The following is a 16989-nucleotide window of genomic DNA, read 5'->3' as shown; positions in this document are numbered from 1 at the left end:
ATGAACCCCTTCGACGACTCCGAGGGCACCTTCCTGGTGCTCGTCAACGACGAGCAGCAGCACTCGCTGTGGCCCGAGTTCGCGGCCGTCCCGCCGGGCTGGGACGTGGTCCTGGGCGCCTCGCCGCGCGCGGTCGCGCTCGCCTACGTCGACGCGCACTGGACGGACCTTCGGCCGGCGAGCCTGCGCCGCGTGCTCGACGGCGCCACGGCCACCGGCTCCCCGGCCTCGCCCACGACCGCGACGTGAGCGCCCCAGGACTGCTCTCGGCGCTCGCGCTGGACCTCACGCCGCTGCGTGCGAGCCGCAGCTTCCGCCTGCTCTTCGCGGGTCGGATCGTGTCGCTGCTCGGTCTCGGCATGCTCGTCGTCGCGCTGCCCGTGCAGGTCTACGCCCTGACCGGTTCGTCGCTGCACGTCGCGGGCGTCAACACGACGCTGGGCGTCACGGCGTTCGCGGGCACCCTCGTCGCGGGGGTCGTCGCGGACCGCACCGACCGGCGGCGCGTGATCCTGTGGTCGCGCTCGGCCGCGGTCCTGGGCTTCGTCGCGCTGCTCGTGAACTCGCTTGCCGAGTCGCCCTCGGTGCCCGCGATCTACGCGATCGCGGCGTGGGACGGGCTCGCGGGCGGGTTCAGCGTGGTCGCGCTCGCGGCGGCCGTGCCCTCGCTCGTGCAGCGCTCCCAGCTCCCTGCGGTCGCGGCGCTCCAGGCGATCTCGCTCGACCTGGGCGCTGTGGTCGCTCCGCTCGTGGCGGGAGTCGCGATCGCGCACGGCGGATCGAGCCTGGTCTTCGGCGCCGTCGTCGTGGCGAGCGTCGTGAGCCTGGGCTTCCTGGTCCGTCTGCCCTCGCTGCCGCCGGGCGGGGAGGGTGGGGCCGAGGATGCGGAGGCCGACCAGCCCGTGCCCGACGGCGAGGCGCCGGTGCCCGGTCCCGCGCGCCGCCCGCGCCCGTGGGACGACATGGTCGAGGGGCTGCGCTTCGTCGCGACCGACCGCGTGGTCGGCGGCATCATCCTGCTGGGCTTCGTCCAGATCCTGTTCGCCTCGCCCCACGTCCTGATCCCCGAGCTCGTCGACAAGCAGCTCCACGCCGGCCCCGAGGTCGTCGGGCTGCTGTTCAGCGCCCCGGCCGTCGGGGCGCTCGTCGCGACCCTCACGAGCGGGTGGACGGGGCGCGTCCGGCGCACCGGGCGCCTGCTCCTGATCGTGTTCGCGGCCTCGGGCGCGGGCGTCGCGATGCTGGGCCTGTCCCAGTCGGTCGTGCTCGCCGTCGTGGCCATGACACTGGTCGGAGCGGGTGACGTCCTGGGCGAGATCCTGCGGTTCACGCTGCTCTACGAGCGCACGCCCGACCACCTGCGCGGCCGCGTGAGCGCGCTGTGGACCGCGCAGGGCACCGCGGGCGACGCGCTCGGCGGACCGCTCCTGACCCTGATCGCCCGGGCCCTCGGGGCGGGCGGCGCGGTGGCTCTCGGCGGGGCGCTCGCGGCCGTCGCGACGGGCCTCGTCGCCCTGCTGGTCCCCGGGCTGCGCCGCGCCGTCACCGAGCCCGAGCCCGACGGCGCGGCCCGCGCCACCCAGGACCCTTCCCACCAGCCCGTCGACGCGAGCGTCGGCACCACCCGAGGAGAGAACGCATGACCAGCACCACGAGCAACCTCGTCGTCGCGGGCGACCAGCCCGCAGAGCCCGGCGCCGTCGAGCAGGTCACGCTCCTGACGCACCCGCTGCGCCCGCGCCTGCTGACGGTCTCGGCCGTCGAGCGGATCGCCGCGCGCATGGTCCGGGTCCGGCTCACGGGCGAGGACCTCGCGGACTTCGTGACCGTGGCCCCCGAGGACCACGTCAAGCTCTTCCTGCCGACCGAGCCGGGCGGCACGCCGGAGATGCCCGAGGTGGTCGACGACCGCTGGGTCGGCGGCCGCCACCTCACGAGCCGCGACTACACGGTGCGGTACTTCGACCGCGAGGCCCGCACGCTCGACATCGACCTCGTGCTCCACGAGCACGGCGTCGCGGGTCGTTGGGCGGGCCGGGCGCAGGTCGGGGACCTCGTCGGTGTGCTCGGGCCACGCGGCTCGTTCCTCGTCAACGACGTGTTCGACTGGTACGTCTTCGCTGTCGACGAGACGGCCCTGCCCGCGGCGGCCCGCTGGCTCGAGCGGCTGCGCGCGGACGTGCCCGTGACGGTCTTCGTCGAGGTCCAGGACGAGGGCGACGTGCTGCCGCTCGCGTCGGCCGCGAGCGTCGACGTGACCTGGCTCTTCCGGGAGGACCGGACGCCGGGGACCACGTCGCTGCTCGCCGACGCGGTACGCGGCACCGACCTGCCCGCGGGCGAGGGGTTCGTGTGGGTCGCGGGCGAGTCGCTGTCGATCAAGCCGCTGCGCCGCTACCTCAAGGACGAGGTGGGGCTGGGGCGTGACAACTTCGACGTCGACGGGTACTGGCGCAAGGGTGTCTCGGACCACGACCACCACGACGACGACACCGAGGCGCCCGAGGAGGCGGGCGCGGTGGACGAGGCCGTGGTTCCGGACGTCGCCCTACCCACCGGGAGCACCACGGTCGCCGGGTTGCCCGCGCCCGTGCCCGCGCCGGGACCGTCGGGTGACTGACGGCCCCCGCCCACGTCACCCCGCGCTGCGCGTCCTGGCCTCACCGGCCGGGGCGACGTGGCGCGTCGTGGTGTGCCCGCACGCGGGCGGCGCGGCGAGCTACTACCGGCGGTTCGTGGGGGCATCGGGTGCTCCGGGCGCCTTGGGTGGCGCGGGTGGCGCGGACGCAGCGGGCGCGGCCGGTGCCACGGACGGGGCTGGTGCTGCCGTCCCGGCCCGGACCGGGCCGTTCGCGACCGCGCCTGAGGTCGTGGCCGTCCAGTACCCGGGCCGCGAGACCCGCTTCGGCGAGCCGCTCGCCCGGACCATGACCGAGCTGCTCGCGGACGTGTCCGCCCCGGTGCGCGGGCTCCTGGCCGACGACGTGCCCACGGTCCTGATGGGCCACAGCCTCGGCGCGTCGGTCGGGGTCCGGATCGCCGCGGGCCTCGGCCCGGGGACGGCCCCTGACCTGCTCGTCGTCTCGGGTCGCGCGGCGCGTGCGGACCGTCCCGGGACCGCAGGAGATGCGGGGGAGGGGAGCGACGCCGTCGGGCCCGGTCCGGCCGCGCGCGACGACGCCGCACTGCGCGCGTGGATCACCGCGCTGGGCGGCACCCCGCCCGCCCTGCTCGCCGACGACGAGTTCTTCGCGCTGCACGCGCGCGTCCTGCGCGCGGACCTCGCGGTCCACGACTCGCTCGCGGCTGCGTCCGGGCAGGGCGCCGACGTCATGGTCCCGCTGCTCGTGCTCGCGGGGTCCGACGACGTCGCGTCCCCGCCCGCGTCCGTCGCGCCCTGGACCGCGCGCGCCCGCGCAGGGGCCCGACGGCGGGTCGTCGAGGGCGGTCACTTCTTCGTCGGGGAGAGGCCCGAGGAGGTGCTCGAGGCCCTGCGCGTCGCGCTGACCGCGGTCGTCGCGGGCACCTACGCCGCCGACGTCGCGGGCCCGACCGCCGAGGACCGGTGGGTGTGGTCGCGCGAGGCCGTCGCGGCCGACCTGCGCGAGCCGGCCGTGAGCGCGGGGGCGGGCTCGTGAGCGGCGGGGGTGGCGTGGTCGGCGAGGACGGTGAGAGCGGTGAGGGCACGCTGGTGACGGGCCGAGGTGCGCGCGCTGTGCCTGCTGTGCTGGTGACGCCCCCGACCCCCCGTCGTGGCTCGCGGCCCTCGCCGCGCGCGCTGCTCGTGGGGGTCGCGCTCGTGCTCGCCCTGGCGACCGCGGTCGTCGCGAGCGTGGCGCTCGGCTCGCAACCCGTACCGTGGCCCGACGTCCTCGCGGTGCTGCGCGAGCCCGGGACGACCGAGGCGTCCGCGATCGTGTGGGACATGCGCGTGCCGCGCACGGTCCTGGGGCTGCTCGTCGGGATCGCGCTCGGCGTGGCGGGCGCGCTCACGCAGGCGCACACGCGCAACCCGCTGGCCGACCCCGGGCTGCTGGGCGTGACGTCGGGGGCCGCGTGCGCCGTGGTGCTCGCGATCCACGTCCTGGGGGTCACGAGCCCGTCGGGGGCCGTGGGCTTCGCGCTCGTGGGGGCGCTGTGCGCCGGGGGTATCGTCGTGGTCCTCTCGCAGCGCATCCGCGTGCTCGCGCCGGGCGTCACCCTCGTCCTCACGGGCTCGATCGTCACGGCGCTGCTCGCGTCGATCACGTCCGGGGTGCTGCTGCTCGACCGCACGACCATGGACGTCTTCCGGTTCTGGAGCATCGGCTCGCTCGTGGGCCGGGGGCCCGAGGTCATCTGGACCGTCGCTCCCTTCCTGCTGCTCGGGCTGCTTCTCGCGGTCGTCAACGCCCCGACGCTCGGAGCCCTCGAGCTCGGTGACCAGCTCGGGGTCTCGCTCGGACGGCACGTCGTGCGCGACCGCCTGGTCGGGCTGCTCGCGGTCACGCTGCTCGCCGGGGCGGCGACCGCGGCGTGCGGGTCGATCGCGTTCGTGGGCCTCGCCGCGACGCACGCCGCGACGCGGCTGGGCCTCGGCGGCCCGGCGTGGCGCATCCCGGTCGCCGGACTGTGCGGGGCGGTCCTGGTCCTGGGCGCCGACGTCGTCGGTCGGCTGGCCCCCGCCACCTCGGAGATCCAGGTCGGCATCGTCATCGCGCTGGTCGGGGCGCCGCTGTTCGTCGTCCTCGCCCGCGGGTACCTGGGAGATCGCTCATGACCTCGAAGCACCCGCCGACCGCTGAGTTGTCAGAACTGCACCGGGGTATCCACCGGCCCAGCTCTGACAACTCAGCGGGGCGCTCACGGTTCACCGGGCGCGCCTCACGGACCGGGCGGCTCGGCCGAGCCTTCGCACCGCTCCACCGGCACCCGGGCAGCCGACGCCAGGTCCTGGTCGCAGCCGTCCTCGTCGCCCTGGTCCTCGCCCTCCTCGTCGCCTCGATCATGGTGGGCGAGTACGTCCTGCCCGCGGGAGACGTGGTCAGGACCCTGCTGGGGACGGGTGACCCCGCCGACCGGTTCGTCGTGCTGGGTCTGCGGGCGCCGCGGGCCGTGACCGCGCTCGTCGTGGGGTTCGCGCTGGGGGCGGCGGGGGCCATCACGCAGTCGGTCGCGCGCAACCCGCTCGCGAGCCCCGACATCCTGGGGGTCACGGCCGGAGCGACGGCCGCCGCGGTCGCGGCGATCGTCCTGGCGGGGACGGGGACCGGTGTGGTCGGCGGCTTCCTGGTCTCGGCGGGGCTGCCGGTCGTCGCGGTCACGGGTGGGCTGCTCGCGACCGCGCTCGTGTGCGTGCTCGCGTGGCGAGGGGGGATCGAGGGGTACCGCCTGGTGCTCGTCGGCCTGGGCGTCAACGCCGGGGCGTCCGCGATCACGTCGTGGCTGCTGGTCCGCGCCGAGCTGCCGGACCTCAACGCGGCCCTCATCTGGATGACGGGCAGCCTCAACCGGGCGAGCTTCGCGATCGTCGGTCCTGTCGCGGCCGTGGTCGGGGTGACGGTCGTGGTCAGTGCGCTGTCGTCGCGGTGGCTCGCGATCCTGCGGTTCGACTCGCGCGTGATCGTGGGGCTGGGGGTGCGACGGTCGTCGGCGCAGCTGCTGCAGATCGGGCTCGCCGTGGTCCTCGCCGCCGCGGCGACCGCCGCCGCGGGGCCCATCCCGTTCGTCGCGTTCGTCGCGCCGCAGATCGCGTGGCGGGCGCTCGTGACCCAGGGGCCGCCGCCGCTCGGTGCGGGGCTCGTGGGCGCGGGCGTGGTCCTGGCCGCGGACCTGGGTGCCCGCTCGTTGCCCGTGGACCTCCCGGTCGGGGTCGTCACGTCGGCGGTCGGTGCGCCGTTCCTGCTGTGGCTGCTGCTGCGCGAGAGCCGGGAGGTGCGCTGACGTCAGGGCGTGCCGAGCCTGTGCCGGGAGAGCAGGGCACGGCCGTCGGCGAGGTCGACGGTCGAGAACGCGACGGGGCCCCGGGGGGTGCAGAGCGCGACCGCGCCGAGGTAGGTCTCGTCCAGCGAGGGGGACGAGACCGGCCGCCGAGGGTGACCGGGCTGGCCGCCGAGGGTCACGCTCTCGCCCGCTCTCGGCGTCGGCCAGGCGTCCGGCGGCACCGAGGGGAGCGTCAGGTCCCGCAGCGCGAGCCGATCAGGAGCGGGGAGCACGCCCCTGCTGCACACGACGGCCGCGATGCTGTCTGCGGGGGCCAGGAGCAGGTCGTCGCGCGGGGCGAGCAGACCCGTGCCCACCGCCTTGAGCACGGCCTCGCGCCGCGTCCACGACCGGGTGAACGACTCGGCGTCCCAGCCGTCGGCCGGGCGCTCGCCCGGGGGCACCGCGTCGAGGAGGTCGGTGAGGTGGTCCCGGGCCGGGGCCGTGGACTCGACGTCCACGCCGACGTCCACACCTGCTGCGAGGTCCGGGCCGCCGTCGCTCGCGGCGTCGCCCGCGACGCCTCGGGAACCGGTCACCGTCCCGACGACCGCGACCAGCACCCAGCGGCCCGCGTGGGCGATCGAGAACGACGGCGCCCCCTCGACGAACGGCCTGCCAGGGGCCGCGGCGTCCCGCGGGCCGAGCCGGATCGCGACCTCGGTCGGCGGGACGCCCAGGCGTTCGCCCAGCGCGGCCCGGACCAGTGCCCGGCCCGTGACGAACCGCTGACGGTCCTCCTCGTGCCGGAAGGCCGAGGCCCTCAGTGCCTCGTCGGGAGAGAGCCACGCCGTCGCCCGTGCGTCCGTCGCGTCGGGAACCGCGCACCAGACGGTGACGGCCGCGGTCAGGAGGGGAGTGGGCACGGCGACACTCTAGGAGGTCGGGACGTCCCCCGGCAGGGACCGGCGAGGCGGGGTTCCCGTGCGCTTCAGTCGAGCACTGCGGTCGCCTCGACCTCGACGAGGACATGAGGCTCGAACAGGGACTCGACACCGATGAGCGAGGAGGGGGGCATGGGCTGCGGGATCTGGAGGCGGGCGGCGACGGTCTCGATGCCGGCCAGGAACTCACCCATCTTGTCGGGCGTCCACCGCGCGACGTAGAACGTGAGTCGGACGACGTCCTGGAACGTCGCCCCCGCTGCCTCGAGCCCGCTCGCGGTGCTCACGAGTGCCTGTGCGACCTGCCCGGCGAGATCGTCCGGGTCGACCGGGCGCCCGTCGAGGCCCGCGGCGACCTGGCCGGCGACGTGCACCTGGCGGGTGCCCGTACCGATCGCGACGTGATGGTAGGGCGTGGGCCCGACCATGCTGGCGGGAGAGAAGAGATGGACGGTCATGGTGGGTCCCTTGGTCGAGGTCAGGATGAGTACCCCAGTGATACCTGGTTTCCGAAGGACACTTCAACGAGACTAGGTGTCGTGACGGAAACCTCTCGCCCTGCCGCCCACCCTCTGGAGATCACCGCGTCGCACAGGGAGCTGCTCGACCAGGTGCTGGACAAGTGGTCGGTCCACATCCTCGACGAGCTCTGTGAACGACCCGCTCGTTTCAACGAGCTGCGCCGTGCGATACCTGCCGTGACGCAGAAGTCCCTCACGGCCACCCTGCGCCGCCTCGAACGCAACGGGATCGTCGAGCGGTCCGTGGTCCGCTCCCGGCCGGTGGCCGTCGAGTACCGCATCTCGCCCCTGGGCAAGACGCTCCGCACGCCGATCGACGCACTCCTGGAGTGGATCGCGACGCACGGGGCAGACGTCGACCGTGCTCGTGACCGGTTCGACGACGAGGCCGAGCACGACCTGGGCCGCCTCGGCAGGTAGGTTCACCCCACCCGGCTCACGCGGTTCTCGCTGAGCTCGAGGAGCGCACCGTGGTAGCCGACCAGGCCCATGCTCTCGGTGCTCGCGCCGGACCACAGCACCTCGCCCGTGGTGAGGTCGTAACCGACCGCGCGGGCCGAGCCACCGGCGTCGTGGGCGAGGACGACGGCCTGGGACCCGTCGGTCGCGGCCCCGAACGGGTAGACCGAGTCCTCACCGGGCACGGTCCACAGCGTGCGGCCCGTCGCCGGGTCGATCGCGGTCAGACCGTTCGCTCCGTCGTCGACGACCATGACGGCGCTCGTGTGCACGAACAGCGTGCTCGCGTACGTCGAGGCGTCCCAGAGCTCGGTGCCGTCGGGGCGGAACGCCGCCAGCCCGCTCAGGGTGTCGACGACGACGACGTCCTCGCCCGTCCCGTCGGTCGCGGTCGGGCGCAGGACCGGTCCGGTGACGTCCCACAGCGAGGTACCCGTGCGGTCGAGCACGGTCGTGTGCTGGGTCGTCCAGTCGAACCGGTTCACGGTCGTCGCGGTCAGGGGCTCGACCTGGTCGTCGTGCGAGGTCACGTCGTCGAGACGGGTCCCGTCGGCGTCGAACGCCGCGTTGATCCCGCACCCGTCGACCGAGACGACGTAGCCCGTCGTCCGGGAGCTCACCTTGTCGAGCTCGAGCTCGGCCTCGGGCGTGTCGCTGAAGACCTGGCACTTCCAGGCCTCGTCCGGCGCGACGAACGGCACCCGGTTCTCCCACAGCACGTCCCCCGAGACCGCGTCCTGCAGGGTCACGACGACGCCACGGCCCCCGGGGACGTCGACGAGGGTCGGGTCTCCGTTCTCGTCGTAGATCTCGCGCGGCCCGACAGGCGGCCCGACGGGCCCGTCACGACGCACGTGGACGACCGTGGCTCCCGGCCCGACGGCGTAGCTCGACCCCTCGTCGACCGGCCCGAGGTCCCGGCTCGCCGTGACCTGACCCTCCGGACCCAGGACCGAGACGACCATGGCGTCCGCGGTGCCCGACAGGCACAGCAGAGGACCGGCCTCCTGGACGAAGGTCTGCCACGTGCCGGACCGGCCGCAGATCGCGTTCGGTCCGACCACCGCCTGCCACACCTCGTTCCCGGACAGGACGTCGACGGCCGTGAGGCCCTCGACGCCGACCTGGCCCAGGAGCAGGCCCCCGGACGGCATCCAGACGCGGTCGCTCAGGTCGAGCGACCACAGCTCGCGCGGTGGTCCGGTGAAGGGCAGCACGCCGCCCTCGCTCGCGACGAGCCGCGACGCGGTGCGTCGCTCCTCGATCTCCCCGCCGATCGCGAGCCCGCAGACCACGAGGGCCAGGACGCCGGCTGCGGCCGTCCACGGCTTCCAGCGGATCGCCCGCCCGCCCGACGGCGCGTCCCCGACCCCGGAGGCCGGCTCACCGAGGCGCCTCGGGGCGACGTCAGCACCCTCACCAGCACCGTTGCCGACGTCCCCGGCCGGAGGGGAGCCGTCGACCGCCGCTGCCTCCGCCGAGGCTCCCGGGGGCACGAGCTCGTCGTCCAGGTCCTCGACGACCTCGAACGACACGGCACGGGAGTCGGCGGACTGGCGGCGGCGCGGCATGGAGGGGAGCCTAGCGGCCCCCGGGAGCCCGGTCCTGCGGGGTCAGCGCAGGAACAGCCTCGACGCCTGGGCCTCCGCGTCAGCGTACGTCTGAGCGGCCGATCCCAGGGCTGCGGTGATCGAGTCCAGCGCTGTCTCGACGTGCACCTGAGCCCCCTGCCACTCGGTCATGACCCCGGCGAACGCGGTCGCCGCGCCGCCCTGCCAGCTCGCCTGGAGGTCCTGGAGATGACGCAGCATCGCTCCGACCTCGGTGCGGATGGCCGTGACGGAGCCTCCGACCGCGGTGCTCGCCTGCGCGACCCGTGCACTGTCGACCTCGTACCTGCTCATGACGTCCTGCCTCTCCAGCGTCCGCGGGGGCACCGGTCGGCGCCCCGACCCGGCACGGAGTGCGCGACCGGGTGAGCAGGACGCTAGAGGGGAGCGACGTCGTCGGGCAGGGAGCGACCCGGCGCCTGTGGACAGGGCCTCACGAGGCGAGGCCGTGCACGGCCCGTCCCACGGGGACGGCACCGCGGGGTGGCGGCACGCGAGGAGGAGCTGCTCAGGAGGGAGAAGGTGCGACGAGCGCCGGCGGCGCCGACGCCTGCAGCTTGGCCTGCTCCTTGCGCAGGCGCTGGAGCTCGGCGTCCAGGTTCTGCCGTGCCGGCTCCTCCCACGCGGCGCCCATGGGGCTCGAGAAGAGGGTGCGCCGGTCGAGCAGCTTGGTGATGATCGCGATGCGCGCCCGCAGGTAGTCCGGGAGCGGGATGTGCGCGTACTCGTCGCGCACGTCCTTGAGGTACTCCTTGTACCGCTGCGGCTCGCCCGCGAGCATCGCGAGGTCCGCGTCGCACAGCACCGCGCAGTCGAAGTCCGCGGGGTCGGGGGCATGTCGCACGAGCGCGTTCACGAGGAACGCGACCCGCCGGCACGCCTTCTCCGGCACGCCCAGCGAGGAGAGCTGGTCGAACGCGAGCGCGGCGCTCGCGGTCTCGTCCTCTCCGCCCTTGTTGGCGTACGCGGCCTTGCGGGCCGCGTCGAAGATCGCGCCGTGGTACCAGGCGGCGAGGCGGACCACGTCGGCGTCGTGCGTCTCCTGCGCGAGCTCGTCGACCCGGCCGAGGACGTCGGCGAGGTGCCGCACGTTGTGGAAGTGACGGTCCGGCTGGCTCCAGCGCTCGAGGAGACCGTCGCCCACGGCGCGGATCTCGTCGTCGGGGGCGGTCGCCCCGGCGCCTCGGCAGCTACGGGTCCAGGAGGTGAGCAACCACTGCGGTGCGTCAGAGGTGGTGACGCCCATGAGATCAGCCTTCTTCGATGCGGGAACGGGGTGCGCCGTCGGTCCACAGGTTCATCTCGAGCCTACGTCCGATCGGGCGACGACCCGTCATCGTAGCGTCGTGTCGGGAGTTCCACATGAACCGTGAGGCCACCGCCCTGCGTGGGGGCCACCGAGATGTGTCCCTGGTGCGCCCCGACGATCGCGGCGACGATCGCCATCCCGAGTCCCGAGCCTCCCGAGGCGCGGTTGCGCGACGAGTCGGCGCGGTAGAACCGCTCGAACACGTGGGCCGCCTGCTCGGGCGTGATGCCCGGCCCGTGGTCGCGGACCTCGAGCACCGCGACGTCCGCCCCGCCGCCCTCCTGGGGCGCGCCGGTCCCGAGCGCGATCTCGACCGGGGTACCTGCGGGGGTGTGCTGGGAGACGTTGCCGATGAGGTTGGCGAGCACCTGCCGCAGCCGGTCCTCGTCCCCGATCACGGTGAGCTCGGACGGCGCGTCGGCCGCGCCCCCGCCCAGGCCGACGACACGCACCGGACGGGTCGGGTCCAGGGCGTGCAGGTCGCCCGCCGAGTCCCGGGCGAGGGCCGCGAGGTTCACGGGCTCGTGGCGGATGGGACGTCCCTCGTCGAGGCGGGCGAGCGCGAGCAGGTCGTTGACGAGCGTGCCCATGCGCGTCGCGGAGTCCTCGATGCGCCGCATGGTGTCGTCCATCTGCTCAGGAGTCGTCAGTGCCCCCATCCGGTACAGCTCGCCGTAGCCGCGCACGGTCGCGAGCGGGGTGCGCAGCTCGTGGCTCGCGTCCGAGACGAAGCGTCGCATGCGGGCCTCGGACGCCTCCGAGGCTGCGAACGCCCGTTCGATGTGGTTGAGCATGGTGTTGAGCGAGGCCGCGAGCGAGCCGACCTCGGTGCTCGGCGGGGCGGGGCGGATGCGTCGGGTCAGGTCGCCGCCCGCGATGTCGGCCGCGGTCTCCTCGATCTCGCGCAGCGGGCGCAGCGCCCGCTGGACCGCGAGGTAGGCGACCGCGCCACCGATCAGCGCGATCCCCAGGGCGCTGACCGCGAGCGTCCTGCCGAGCACCTTGACGGTCTCGTGGATGCCGCTGAGCGGGAGCGCGACGTAGGCGGTGCCGACGGTCTCGCCCGTGAGCTTGCTGATGACCGGGTAGGGCACGACGCGCCACTCGGCCGGCTTGGTCCCGCCGACCGACGAGACCGTGAACGGCGTGCCCGTGCGCGTCGCCACCTCCTGGGCCATGAACGTCGGGATCTGCGGCGTGCCCGAGCGCTCGACGACCGGGTCCCAGTAGTTGGGCGTCTCGGCGCCGTTGTTCCAGCGGATCAGGACGTAGTACTCGCTGGGCAGCGTGGACCTCGACTCGTTGCCTCGGAACGTCTCGTCGGCGACCGCGGAGGCGGTGAGGTCGAGCTGCTGGTCGACCTGCCCCACGAGGTACTGCGCGACCACGGTCGTCGTCGCGAGGGCCGTGATGCCCAGGCCCGCGGCGAGCAGCAGCGCGATGATCGCGACGAGACGTGCCCGCAGGGGCACCCGGGCGAACCAGCCCCAGTTCTCGGTGGGGACGGGGCGACCGTAGGGGCGGGGCTCGTCGGGCGAGGGGACGGGTGGCGCGTCGGGGCCGTGGCCGCCGGCGCTGGGGGGACCGCTCGCGCGGTCAGCACCGCCGGAGCCGCCGCTGCCGGAGCCGGGATCGCCGCCCGACGGCGCCGCCCTCCTCCCAGGACGCGCCGCACCCTGGGTGCGGGGCGTCGAGGAGGGGCGTGACGTCGTCGGGCCGGACGACCGGGACGGCGGAGGCGGCGGGACCGGGGGCAGCGCGCCCCCGGATGCCCCGGCCGGGCGGCCGGACGAAGGCGTGCTCATGACCTGCGGGTGCTCCCGGACTCCGGGGGCGTGCGCAGCAGGTAGCCCACGCCACGCTTGGTGTGGATGAGTGGCTGCACGGGCTCCTCGGTGCCGTCAGGACCGGTCACCGTGAGGTTGTCGATCTTGCGACGCAGGTACGAGATGTAGGACTCGACGATGTTCGCGTCGCCGCCCCAGTCGTACTGCCAGACGTGGTCGAGGATCTGCGACTTCGAGAGCACGCGGCCCGCGTTGAGCATGAGGTAGCGCAGCAGCTTGAACTCGGTCGGCGACAGGTCCACGACCTGACCAGCGCGACGCACCTCGTGCGAGTCCTCGTCGAGCTCGAGGTCGGCGAAGCGCAGCACCGCGGTGTCCTCGGGCTCGGCGTGCGTGCGGCGCAGCACCGCACGGATGCGGGCCACGACCTCCTCGAGGCTGAAGGGCTTGGTCACGTAGTCGTCGCCGCCGACCGTGAGGCCCGTGACCTTGTCCTGCGTGTCGTCGCGCGCCGTGAGGAACAGCACGGGCGTGTGCTGCCCCGTGGCGCGCATGCGCCGGGTCACGGTGAAGCCGTCCATGTCGGGGAGCATGACGTCCAGGACCACGAGGTCCGGCTCGACGTCGCGCACGAGCTTGAGCGCGCTCGTGCCGTCCGCCGCGGCGAACACCTCGAACCCGGCGAAACGCAAGGAAGTGGACAGCAGCTCACGGATGTTGGGCTCGTCGTCGACGACGACCAGCCGCGCCTCGGGTTCGCTCATGGTTCCAGTGTGCGACCGAACCCTGGGAGTCGCCTGGGCGCGAACGGTGCGCCGAGGGGCTGTGGGTGGTGTGCCGGAGCATGGGGGCCGGAGGCGCCCAGGCACTGACAGCAGCCGGTCGAGACGGAAGGATGCAGGCATGCGGATCAGCGACGACCAGAGGAGGGCGCGGCTCGTCGCGCACCAGCTCGACCTCGGGGCGGGCGGTCCCGCCCCGGAGAGCACGGTCGAGGGCGTCGTCGACCGGCTCGTCGCCCTCCACGCGACCGACGCGCCCAGCGTCTACCTCTCGGTCCTCGCGCGCGTGCCCGAGCTGCGCATCGAGGACGTGGCGGCCGCGATGTACGACCGGCGCACCCTCGTGCGCGTCCTGGCCATGCGCCGCACCCTGTTCGTCGTGGCGCGCGACATGGTGCCGGTCGTCCACGCGGGGGCGAGCGCCGCCGTCGGGCGCCGGCTGCGAGCCCGCCTCCTGAAGGAGCTCGCGACCCTCCCCACGGACCCGCCCGTCGAGGACGCCGAGACCTTCCTCGCGGCCGCCGAGGAGCAGGTCCACGACGCGCTGGCCCAGCACGGGCCGCTGACCGGGGCACAGCTCTCGGCACGGGCCCCCGTGCTGCGGACCGCGTTCCTGCCCACCACGACCAAGTCCTGGGACGTGCGGCGCTCGCTCACCTCTCCGCTGCTGTCGCTGCTGTCGGCCGAGGGGCGGATCGTGCGCGGCGAGCCGACCGGTGGCTGGGCGTCCAACCGTTTCCTGTGGCGGCCCGTCGAGGACTGGTTGCCCGGCGGTATCCCGGAGCTCGACGAGGCCGAGGCGCGCGTGCGGCTCGCACAGGCCTGGCTCGAGGCGTTCGGGCCCGCGACCCTGGCCGACCTCCAGTGGTGGACCGGGTGGAACCTGGGGCAGACGCGGGCAGCCCTCGCGGCGCTCGACGTCCGGGAGGTCGAGCTCGAGGGGCTCGGTGCGGGGGTGGTGCTCGGCTCGACCGTGCTGCCGTCGGCTCCGGGGCTCGGGTCCGCTGCCGGGCACGTCGCCCTGCTGCCCTCGCTCGACCCCACCGCGATGGGCTGGAAGCACCGCGACTGGTACCTCGGTCCGCACCGCGAGCAGCTCTTCGACTCGGCGGGCAACATCGGCGCGACCGTCTGGTGGGAAGGGCGCATCGTGGGGGCGTGGGCCGTGCGGCCCGACGGGGAGGTCGTGTCCCGGCTGCTCGAGGACATCGGGACCGACGGTGCCGCAGCCGTCGAGGCCGAGGCCGCGCGGATCGGGTCGCTGCTGGGCGGTGGAGGCGTGACCGCGTCGTTCCCCACACCCCTGTATCGCGAGCTGCGGGGCTGAGCCCGCACGCGCTGCCCCGGGGCGGCGTGATCGGGCGGGCTGCGCAGAGCACGGAGGGCGGGGTCGCGCGTGCTGCGCGGCCCCGCCCCTCGGTGGACTCAGAGGTAGCGCAGCGGGTCGAACTCCTCGAGCGGGATGATCCGGACGCGCGGCAGGATCGTCGTGAACGCCCCCACGTTGTCCTCGAGGTCGTAGAAGCTCAGACCGCGCGAGGCCAGCTCGGAGAAGCGCGAGTTGACGAACTCACGGAAGCAGAGGAGCCCGACGCGGCGGTCGCTGTCCTCGAGCAGGTCCTCGACCTGCGGGATGAAGTCGCCGTCGTGGCTCGCCAGGAGCACGTCACCCTGGCGGTCCTTGAGCGCCTCGAGCGTGCGCTGGATACCGATGTCCACGACCTTCTCGGAGCTGGACCCGGCCAGCGGGATGGGCCGGAAGCCCATCGCGAGCAGCGCCTGGACGAACGCCATGGGCATCTGACCCGACGACGCGTTCAGGAAGAACAGCGGCGTGACGTCCTGGGCCCACAGGTTGGCCGCGAAGTCGACGATGCGGTCCCAGCGCGGTCGCTCCTCGGGGTTGGGGCGGTGCCCCAGGACGCTCATGCCGAGCGTCGCGTCGATGTTCTCCCCGTCGACGATCAGGTAGGTGCGGCGCGGCGCCTCACCCTGGGTGCTGACGAGGCCGTTCGACGTGCTGAAGTCCGACATGGGCTCAGCCTATCCGGCGGGGCGCGAGGAGTCGGACGGGCGGTGGGTGGCCGGCTGGTGGATGGGTGGGCGGCCTTCCGGTCGTGGCCGGTGGCCGCCGAGAACGACCTTGCGTGCGGTGGGGGCCGGGGGTTTGGGGCGTGAGTTGGGCCCGGCGGCCCCCCACACCGGGGGGACCCCCCCGGGGGCCCCCCCCCCGGCCCCCCCCCCCCCCCCCCGCGAGTGCGGCCCCCCACTTGTTGGGGGCCGTTCGGCGCCGCCGGCCCACCCCACCCCGGTGCCCCACAGCCGGGGTCGCACGCCCGCCCCTGCCCCGTCCCCGACACGGATCGGGTCGAGGCGTGAGCACGGTTTGCACCGGACCCCCTGGGGGCGAGTACCTTTCAGCGGTGAACCAGCAGCTTCTCGACCCGGTCCGGATCACGGTCGTCCAGAACTCCCCGGACGTCACCCTGGACGCCTTCGCCGACCGGCTCGGGCCCGACGTCCGCCTCGTGCGTCCCTTCGACGGGGACGCCCTGCCGGACGCGACCGACCTGGGGGACGGTCTCGTCGTCCTGGGCGGGCAGATGTCGGCCTACGCCGACGACGTCGCCCCCTGGCTCCCCGCGCTGCGCGACCTGCTGGCCGCTGCCGTGTACTCGGACGTCCCGACGCTCGGGATCTGCCTCGGTGCCCAGCTGCTCGCGGTCGCGGGCGGCGGGAGCGTGCAGGTCGCGGCCCCTCCCGGTCGCGAGGCGGGCCTGACCCGCGTCTTCTGGAAGGCGGGCGCCGAGGGCGACCCCGTCCTGGGGCCGATCGCACGTGCCGCGGCGGGCACGGGCAAGCGTGCACGCTCGCTGACGGTCAGCATGCACGCCGACGCGATCATCGACCTGCCCGAGGGCGCGTCGTGGCTCGGCATGTCGGACATGTACCCCTACCAGGCGTTCCGCCACGGCTCGGCCCTGGGGGTCCAGTTCCACCCCGAGGCGACGCTCGCCACGATCCGCGGCTGGGCCGACCAGCACGACGACGTCGACACGACCAACATCCTGGCCGACGCCGCACCGTTCGAGGGCGAGGTCCTCGAGACGGGCCGCCTCCTCGCGGAGTCGTTCCTCGCTGCCGTGCACGACGACGTCGCTCGCCGAGGCGTGCGGGCGTAGACCGCGCGGGCTCGCCGCGACGACGGGGCGAGGTGTGCGTGTCCGCCCGGGCTGACCGGGTGGTCGGTGGCAGGGTGTCGGAATGATCCGTCACACCGTCGCCTTCCGCCTGCGCCACCCCGAGGGGTCCGCCGCCGAGACCGCCTTCCTGACCGACGCCCGCGTCCTCGCGGCGATCCCGGGGGTCGAGCGGTTCGAGCAGCTCCGTCAGACCAGCGCCAAGAACGACTTCACGTTCGGCTTCTCCATGGAGTTCGCGGACGCTGCGGCGTACGCGGCCTACGACCAGCACCCCGACCACCGGGCGTTCGTCGCCGACCGCTGGGTCCCCGAGGTCGAGGACTTCCTGGAGATCGACTACGAGCCGCTGCCTGCGGCCTGACCCGCCGAGACCGAGGGCTCTCCGGCGGGCACCACTGAGAAGGCGCGCGGACGCTGGACCGGCCCCTGCGACCGCCCTTCCGACGACACGGCGACGGCCGGTGACCTCGTGG

18 protein-coding genes are annotated in these 16989 nt (G+C 74.3%); 10 read left to right on the top strand and 8 right to left on the bottom strand.

Features of this window, described 5'->3' with window-relative positions; translation table 11 throughout:
• The 6 genes from ACFWFR_RS00275 to ACFWFR_RS00250 all read left to right on the top strand — a co-directional run bounded on the left by ACFWFR_RS00275 (position 1) and on the right by ACFWFR_RS00250 (position 5922).
• Positions 1-249, top strand: a complete 249-nt coding sequence (locus ACFWFR_RS00275) for an MbtH family protein (protein ID WP_377620390.1) — start codon at positions 1-3, stop codon at positions 247-249.
• Positions 246-1643, top strand: coding sequence for an MFS transporter (locus ACFWFR_RS00270; protein ID WP_377620388.1), 1398 nt, complete (start codon positions 246-248; stop codon positions 1641-1643). Before ACFWFR_RS00275 ends, ACFWFR_RS00270 begins: the two co-directional genes overlap by 4 nt.
• Positions 1640-2620 carry a siderophore-interacting protein gene (locus ACFWFR_RS00265; protein WP_377620387.1) on the top strand — a complete coding sequence of 327 codons (981 nt, stop codon included), beginning with the start codon at positions 1640-1642 and terminating at the stop codon, positions 2618-2620. The genes ACFWFR_RS00270 and ACFWFR_RS00265 overlap by 4 nt, the downstream gene beginning before the upstream one ends.
• Entirely contained in the window at positions 2613-3638 is a 1026-nt protein-coding gene (locus ACFWFR_RS00260) for a thioesterase II family protein (protein WP_377620385.1), read from the top strand. Before ACFWFR_RS00265 ends, ACFWFR_RS00260 begins: the two co-directional genes overlap by 8 nt.
• 77 nt (positions 3639-3715) lie before the next feature.
• A complete protein-coding gene (locus tag ACFWFR_RS00255) occupies positions 3716-4759 on the top strand; it encodes a FecCD family ABC transporter permease (RefSeq protein ID WP_377620384.1) in 1044 nt (347 codons plus the stop codon).
• A complete protein-coding gene (locus ACFWFR_RS00250; protein WP_377620382.1) occupies positions 4756-5922 on the top strand; it encodes a FecCD family ABC transporter permease in 1167 nt (388 codons plus the stop codon). Before ACFWFR_RS00255 ends, ACFWFR_RS00250 begins: the two co-directional genes overlap by 4 nt.
• Positions 5923-5924: 2 nt before the next feature.
• Here ACFWFR_RS00250 and ACFWFR_RS00245 read toward each other — a convergent pair whose 3' ends face one another.
• Positions 5925-6827 (bottom strand): 4'-phosphopantetheinyl transferase family protein, encoded by a 903-nt coding sequence (locus tag ACFWFR_RS00245; protein ID WP_377620380.1) that lies wholly within the window; start codon positions 6825-6827, stop codon positions 5925-5927.
• A 65-nt stretch (positions 6828-6892) separates the two neighbouring features.
• On the bottom strand, positions 6893-7303 hold the full coding sequence (locus ACFWFR_RS00240; protein WP_377620378.1) for a RidA family protein: 411 nt from the start codon (positions 7301-7303) through the stop codon (positions 6893-6895).
• A gap of 81 nt (positions 7304-7384) precedes the next feature.
• Between ACFWFR_RS00240 and ACFWFR_RS00235 the strand changes: the two genes are divergently transcribed.
• Positions 7385-7786: a winged helix-turn-helix transcriptional regulator gene (locus ACFWFR_RS00235; protein WP_377620376.1), complete on the top strand. Its 402-nt coding sequence runs from the start codon at positions 7385-7387 to the stop codon at positions 7784-7786.
• 2 nt (positions 7787-7788) lie between these two features.
• On the opposite strand, the gene ACFWFR_RS00230 is transcribed toward ACFWFR_RS00235, so the two are convergent.
• The 5 genes from ACFWFR_RS00230 to ACFWFR_RS00210 form a co-directional block, all read right to left on the bottom strand.
• Positions 7789-9396 (bottom strand): PQQ-binding-like beta-propeller repeat protein, encoded by a 1608-nt coding sequence (locus tag ACFWFR_RS00230; protein ID WP_377620374.1) that lies wholly within the window; start codon positions 9394-9396, stop codon positions 7789-7791.
• Positions 9397-9438: 42 nt separating this feature from the next.
• On the bottom strand, positions 9439-9729 hold the full coding sequence (locus ACFWFR_RS00225) for a WXG100 family type VII secretion target (protein ID WP_191802005.1): 291 nt from the start codon (positions 9727-9729) through the stop codon (positions 9439-9441).
• A 214-nt stretch (positions 9730-9943) separates the two neighbouring features.
• Positions 9944-10681: a hypothetical protein gene (locus tag ACFWFR_RS00220; protein ID WP_191802003.1), complete on the bottom strand. Its 738-nt coding sequence runs from the start codon at positions 10679-10681 to the stop codon at positions 9944-9946.
• Positions 10682-10743: 62 nt separating this feature from the next.
• Entirely contained in the window at positions 10744-12216 is a 1473-nt protein-coding gene (locus ACFWFR_RS00215; RefSeq protein ID WP_191802225.1) for a HAMP domain-containing sensor histidine kinase, read from the bottom strand.
• A gap of 329 nt (positions 12217-12545) precedes the next feature.
• Positions 12546-13295 (bottom strand): response regulator transcription factor, encoded by a 750-nt coding sequence (locus ACFWFR_RS00210; protein ID WP_377620372.1) that lies wholly within the window; start codon positions 13293-13295, stop codon positions 12546-12548.
• 139 nt (positions 13296-13434) lie between these two features.
• Between ACFWFR_RS00210 and ACFWFR_RS00205 the strand changes: the two genes are divergently transcribed.
• On the top strand, positions 13435-14640 hold the full coding sequence (locus ACFWFR_RS00205) for a winged helix DNA-binding domain-containing protein (protein WP_377620370.1): 1206 nt from the start codon (positions 13435-13437) through the stop codon (positions 14638-14640).
• Positions 14641-14738: 98 nt separating this feature from the next.
• Here ACFWFR_RS00205 and ACFWFR_RS00200 read toward each other — a convergent pair whose 3' ends face one another.
• The gene (locus tag ACFWFR_RS00200) at positions 14739-15347 is read right to left on the bottom strand and encodes an NYN domain-containing protein (protein ID WP_191801997.1); all 609 of its coding nucleotides are present in this window, start codon (positions 15345-15347) and stop codon (positions 14739-14741) included.
• A gap of 389 nt (positions 15348-15736) precedes the next feature.
• Here ACFWFR_RS00200 and ACFWFR_RS00195 point away from each other — a divergent pair, with 389 nt between their 5' ends.
• Positions 15737-16495: a type 1 glutamine amidotransferase gene (locus ACFWFR_RS00195; RefSeq protein WP_318244409.1), complete on the top strand. Its 759-nt coding sequence runs from the start codon at positions 15737-15739 to the stop codon at positions 16493-16495.
• A gap of 82 nt (positions 16496-16577) precedes the next feature.
• Positions 16578-16877 (top strand): Dabb family protein, encoded by a 300-nt coding sequence (locus tag ACFWFR_RS00190; RefSeq protein ID WP_191801993.1) that lies wholly within the window; start codon positions 16578-16580, stop codon positions 16875-16877.
• Positions 16878-16989 lie beyond the last annotated feature (112 nt).

It is taken from the genome of Oerskovia sp. NPDC060287 (genome assembly GCF_042726775.1).
Lineage (GTDB): Bacteria > Actinomycetota > Actinomycetes > Actinomycetales > Cellulomonadaceae > Oerskovia > Oerskovia merdavium.
The sequence above is the reverse complement of the archived record's forward strand: the minus strand, read 5'-3'. Positions and strand labels throughout refer to the sequence as shown.